The 5037-nt window shown below is 70.8% G+C and carries 7 protein-coding genes; 4 read left to right on the plus strand and 3 right to left on the minus strand.

Going from position 1 to position 5037, the window contains the following annotated elements; genetic code table 11:
• Window positions 1-256 precede the first annotated feature (256 nt).
• Complete coding sequence (locus C1A33_RS19880) at window positions 257-490, plus strand: hypothetical protein (protein WP_133150745.1); 234 nt, start codon at window positions 257-259, stop codon at window positions 488-490.
• On the plus strand, window positions 477-779 hold the full coding sequence (locus C1A33_RS19885; RefSeq protein ID WP_101832949.1) for a toxin: 303 nt from the start codon (window positions 477-479) through the stop codon (window positions 777-779). Before C1A33_RS19880 ends, C1A33_RS19885 begins: the two co-directional genes overlap by 14 nt.
• A gap of 50 nt (window positions 780-829) precedes the next feature.
• Here C1A33_RS19885 and C1A33_RS19890 read toward each other — a convergent pair whose 3' ends face one another.
• On the minus strand, window positions 830-1432 hold the full coding sequence (locus C1A33_RS19890) for a methylated-DNA--[protein]-cysteine S-methyltransferase (protein ID WP_101832950.1): 603 nt from the start codon (window positions 1430-1432) through the stop codon (window positions 830-832).
• Between the two features lie 142 nt (window positions 1433-1574).
• Here C1A33_RS19890 and C1A33_RS19895 point away from each other — a divergent pair, with 142 nt between their 5' ends.
• Both C1A33_RS19895 and C1A33_RS19900 read left to right on the plus strand, forming a co-directional pair.
• The gene (locus C1A33_RS19895; protein ID WP_101832954.1) at window positions 1575-1784 is read left to right on the plus strand and encodes a type II toxin-antitoxin system HicB family antitoxin; all 210 of its coding nucleotides are present in this window, start codon (window positions 1575-1577) and stop codon (window positions 1782-1784) included.
• Window positions 1784-2011, plus strand: a complete 228-nt coding sequence (locus C1A33_RS19900; protein WP_101832951.1) for a type II toxin-antitoxin system HicA family toxin — start codon at window positions 1784-1786, stop codon at window positions 2009-2011. Before C1A33_RS19895 ends, C1A33_RS19900 begins: the two co-directional genes overlap by 1 nt.
• A gap of 76 nt (window positions 2012-2087) precedes the next feature.
• On the opposite strand, the gene C1A33_RS19905 is transcribed toward C1A33_RS19900, so the two are convergent.
• Both C1A33_RS19905 and C1A33_RS19910 read right to left on the minus strand, forming a co-directional pair.
• Entirely contained in the window at window positions 2088-3797 is a 1710-nt protein-coding gene (locus C1A33_RS19905; RefSeq protein WP_101832952.1) for a purine-cytosine permease family protein, read from the minus strand.
• 279 nt (window positions 3798-4076) lie between these two features.
• Window positions 4077-5037: response regulator (locus tag C1A33_RS19910; protein WP_207770395.1), on the minus strand; the 961-nt coding region annotated here is incomplete at its 5' end.

Raw genomic sequence — 5037 nt, forward strand, 5'->3', positions numbered from 1 at the left:
ACCCAACCCCCCGATGCCACCCAAAGCCGGCAGCCCACCACTTTACGTGGCAGAACCAGCCCGCCGGCAACGGCCCAACCCTCGCCGCGACGCCTCCGCCCCCGCGCACTCCCACCTGCCAGGCCCAGCACGTCGCCCGCTGCCAGGTGCCAGGTGCCCCAGGTGCCCCAGGTGCCCCAGGTGCCCCAGGTGCCCCAGGTGCCCCAGGTGCAGTGAGCCTGGCACTCGTGTGAGGCCACGTCCTATGATCCGTCCTATGCCGAGTATGAGCGTGTCGGTGCGGGCGGAGACGCTGGAGGCGGCGCGGGCCGAGGCCGCCGCGGCCGGGTTGACCCTGTCCGCCTGGGTCGACCGGACGCTGTCCGAAGCGGTGTGGACGCGGCGGTTCGCCCGCCAGCAGGAACGCAACGCCGCTCTCGGTATCACCGCCGAGTACCTGGGCGACGAGTTCGTCCACCTCGAGGCACTGCGGCGCCGTGCGGCAGGGTGAGGTGTGGGCGCGGGCTGACGCTCCCGCGCACGCGCTGATCGTGTCCGCCGACATGTACAACGACGCGAACACCGGCCGGGTCGTGGTCTGCCCGGTCGTGCCAGGCGAGCCGCTGCCGTTCGACGACTACGCCGCCGACGTCGGGATCACCCTCCCGGTGCCGGGGACGGTGCTGCCCGAACTCGTCGGGTGGATGCCTGCGTCAGGCCTGTCGCGCCGGCTCGGCGCCGTGTCGCCCGAAGCCTGGCAGCGCGCCGACCGGATCCTCCGCCGCGTCCTCGGCCACTGACGACGCCGCTCCTGGGCCGCCCGCCCGTCCTCGCACGGGTGGCGCGGGTGTCAGAAGAGGGTGGGAGGCGCGGGAGTCATGGCGCCCTCGATGACAAGCATCCGCCGTTTCGTCCCGATTCCGCCCGGCGCCGAGAAGCCGCCCATCGCCCCACCGGCGGCCAGTACCCGGTGACACGGGACGACGATCGGCACCGGATTGCGCCCCAGCGCCCGCCCCACGGCCTGGGCCGCGCCGGGTATCCCGAGCTGGGCCGCGACCTCCCCGTAGGTGAGCGTCCGCCCCGGCGGGATCGCGCGAGCCACCTCGTACACCCGTCGGTGAAACGCGGGCACGCCCGTCAGGTCAACGCGCACATCAGCCAGATCATCCGGGACGCCGTCCAGCAGCCCGATCATTCTGGCGATCGCCTCCGCCACCTCTGCCGGCGGACCGCCCGCCGCGCCCGCAGCCCCATCGCCTGACGCCCCATCGCACGACGCGTCGGCCGGCCCGGTGCCCGGCGACGCCGCGACGACGTCCCGACGAAGAAGCGCCAGAGTCGCCGCGTCGGTCCCAGCCGGCAACGCGACAGCGACCAGACCGTCAGCGCCCCAGGCAACCCCACACCTGCCGACAGCCGTGTCGAACAGCGCCGTCCCGCCCCCAGCCATACCTCCATCCTGCCTGACAGGGCACGAGGGCGAAGGCCAGGGAAGCCGGTACAGAGGCTGCTGGGTCAGTGAGCCAGCGCCGATGGCGCCGGGCCTACCTACGGACACGGCGTCGGTCCGCAAGTGTGCGAGGATTGTGGACGTGACCCGTGTTGTTCACGTGCCCTACGCCATCGAGCAGGACGAAGACGGCGTCTGGTGCGCTTCGGCTCAACTCCGCCCAGGTGTTGGGGCGGTCGGCGACGGCCCGACCCGGGAAGCGGCCCTCGAGGACCTGCGCGCAGCCTTGGAGGTGCTGCTGGCAGAGGTCGGCCCACCCGATGAACTGACGCTTACCCTCAATGTCGCCTGATGCCGCCAGGCATCCCGTCAGTACCAGGTGCGAAGGTCGTTGCCGCGTTTGAGCGAGCTGACTTCACCGTGGCGCGCATCAGTGGAAGTCACCACGTCCTGCGCCACCCGGACGGCAGGACCGTAGTCGTGCCCGTTCACGCGGGTAAGGATCTTCCCAAAGGGACTCTTCGCAACATCCTGTCCATTGCCGGCATGACTGTCGAAGAGCTGCGGTCGCTGTTGTGACGCGATGCCGGTGGCCGACCCGGCGTCCTCGCTGAGGATGGCCGGGTCGGCCGTCGGGCGTCGGCTCGACGGGGCGTCAGGCCTGGGCGGGCAGGACGTGGTCGCCGCGCTTGTCGGTGGAGAGGTCCAGGGAGCAGATGTAGGCGTCGTGGGTCTCGCACTTCACCATGTCGGGGCGCTCGTAGTCCTGCTGGCAGACGTGGCAGGTGAGGGTTTCGCCCGACGGGTTTCCGTGCTCGTCGTACATCGGCAGGTCGATGCCGTCGTCCGTGCGCCGCAGGTAGTACTTCCCCTTGGTGGCGACGGCCAGGATCGGCGGCAGGACGAGGGCGAGGACGATCGCCACCAGCGGCGAATACGGCTTCAGGCCGGAGCCCAGGCCGCCGTAGAAGTCGATGATGGAGATACCGGCGGCCAGCAGCATCGCGCCGAAGCCGACCGGGTTGACGGCGTAGAGCATCCCGCGGCGGAACTCGGGCTGGCGCGGCGAGATCTTCAGCAGGTACTTGTTGAACACGATGTCGGAGGCGACGGCCACCACCCAGGCCATGCCACAGTTGGCGTAGAAGGCGAGGATCGTGTTCAGAAAGCTGAACATGTCAGCCTCCATCAGGATCACGGCGACGAGCAGGTTGAAGCCGAGGAAGACGAGCCGTCCGGGGTAGGTCTTCGTGACGCGGGTGAACGAGTTCGTCCAGGCGAGCGAGCCGGAGTACGCGTTCGTCACGTTGATTTTGATCTGGCTGATGACGACGAGCGCGACGGCGAGGGCCAGCGCCGCCCAGTGCGGCAGCAGGTCCTGGTAGATCTCCAGGAACTGGTGCACCGGCTGGTTGGCCACGCCCGCGCCGTCCGCGACGTTCGCGATGATGTAGACGGCCAGGAACATGCCGATGATCTGCTTGATGGCGCCGAAGAACACCCAGCCCGGCCCGGCCAGCACCATCGCGGTCCACCAGCGGCGCGAGTTCTCCGGCGTGCGCGGCGGCATGAAGCGCAGATAGTCGATCTGCTCGGCGATCTGGGCGATCAGCGACAGGCAGACGCCGGCGGCGAGGAACACCGAGCCGAGGTCGAATCCGCCCTTGCCGTCCTGGCCGCCGTAGTCGAAGAACGTGTTCACCGAGCCGGGGTGGCGGATCAGCAGGTAGGCGAACGGCAGCACCATCAGCACCAGCCACAGCGGCGTCGTCCACAGCTGCAGCGTCGAGAGCAGCTTCATGCCGTAGACCACGAGCGGGAAGATGACGAGCGTGGACGTCGCGTAGCCGACCCACAGGGGAATGTGCAGGCCCAGTTTCAGGCCCTGCGCCATGATCGATCCCTCGAGCGCGAAGAAGATGAACGTGAACGACGCGAAGATCACGTTCGAGACGACCGAGCCGTAGTAGCCGAAGCCGCTACCCCGGGTGATCAGGTCGAGGTCCAGGTTGTAACGGGCCGCGTAGTAGGCCAGCGGGAAACCGGTCAGGAAGATGACGACGGCGAAGACGGCGATGCCCCACAGGGCGTTCGTCGTGCCGTAGGAGATTCCGATGTTCGCCCCGATGGCGAAGTCCGCGAGATAGGCGATGCCGCCGAGCGCCGAGATCGCGACCATACCCGTGCCCCACCGCCGGTAACTGCGCGGCGCGAACCGGAGCGTGTAGTCCTCCAGCGTCTCCTTCGCGGACCCGGCCCCGGGCGGGGAGCCGGCCGCGGGCGGGGAGCCGGCCGCGGGCGGGGAGCCGGCGTCGGAGCCGGGTTGAAGGGCGGTGGGATCGTGTGGGGGGCTGACCGTGCTCATCGCGGGCTGCCTTTCTGCGGGCGCGGGTCCGAGTCCGCCGGCGCGCCAGCGGGCCGCCGCCGACACCGGCGGCGCCCCGGACGGGCAGGCGACGGGGGCAACGCTGACCCCTGCCGAGCAGCCAACATCCGCCTGCTAAGCAACCACCAAGCACCGGCCAAGTGCCGCCCGTCCCCCACCAGAACCGGATCCGAGCGGGTCCGAGCCCAGAGCCGGGTCCGAGCCCGCGTCGGGCCGTCGGACGTGAATCGTGGGCGGCCGGGAGGGATCCCGCGCGGACTATCCGAGGGCGCGTAGGGCCACCGCGACGCGCTCATGTTCGGTGACGATGGCGGCGATGAGGTCGCGCGGCCCAGAACTCATCCTGCCGGCGACTCCGTGGCCACGCGCCGTCGAACCGACCTCGCCGGCGCGGCCGAGAGCTGCGCCTGCCTCGGCCTGCTGGCACAGCAGGACCAGGTCGGTGGCACCGAAGGTGGCGCCGAGCCCCTTCAGGGTGTGCGCGGCACGGTGCGCCGGCCCCGGATCGGAGCGGGCCGCGGACAGCGCCTCCAGCAGCACCGGCGCGTCGACGAGGAAGTCGGCGATGAGGCCGGACAGGGTGGTCGCGTTCCCGCCGACGAGCTCGCGCAGCTGGTCGAGTGCCTCCGGATCCAGGACGGATCGGCCACCCCGCGGGCGCGCCCGGGCCAGTGCGGCGACGAGGTCGGCGGTGACCAGAGGCTTGGTGAGGTAGTCGTCCATGCCCGCCGCGAGGCACGCCTCCCGCGCGCCGGGCTGGGCATTCGCGGTGAGCGCGATGATCCAGGGACCGCACCCGCCGAAGTGGGCCCGAATCCGGCGAGTCGCCGCCAGACCGTCGAGGTCGGGCATCTGGACGTCCATGAGCACGACGTCGTAGCGCCCGCGCCACACCGCGGCGACCGCCTCGGCTCCGCCCGTCACCAGATCGGCCCGATGACCGAGCCTGTCGAGCTGGAGAAGTACGAGCCGCTGGTTCACCGCGTGATCGTCGACGACCAGTATCCGCAACGCCTCGGCCCCGCCGGTCGCCCTTTCCCGAGGCTCACGCTCAGCCGCCGGGCTCGCCGACGCCGAGCTGACCGACGCGGGGCTGACCGACGCGGGGCTCGCTGCCTGGGCGTTCGCCGTGGTGGTGTCGAGGGTGGCCCGCGAGGCGGCTACGACGGGAGGGGCCTGGGTCGTGGTCATCGCGCGGAAGAGGGGGGCTGGGCGGAGC

This window comes from Frankia canadensis (assembly GCF_900197875.1).
In the GTDB taxonomy this organism is placed as follows: Bacteria; Actinomycetota; Actinomycetes; order Frankiales; family Frankiaceae; genus Frankia; species Frankia canadensis.

Bases quoted from the DNA above. Each gene is read 5' to 3' on its own strand.
- C1A33_RS19905 (WP_101832952.1), bottom strand. From the start codon at position 3,797: ATGAGCACGGTCAGCCCCCCACACGATCCCACCGCCCTTCAACCCGGC.
- C1A33_RS19880 (WP_133150745.1), top strand. From the start codon at position 257: ATGCCGAGTATGAGCGTGTCGGTGCGGGCGGAGACGCTGGAGGCGGCG.
- C1A33_RS19900 (WP_101832951.1), top strand. From the start codon at position 1,784: ATGCCGCCAGGCATCCCGTCAGTACCAGGTGCGAAGGTCGTTGCCGCG.
- C1A33_RS19890 (WP_101832950.1), bottom strand. From the start codon at position 1,432: ATGGCTGGGGGCGGGACGGCGCTGTTCGACACGGCTGTCGGCAGGTGT.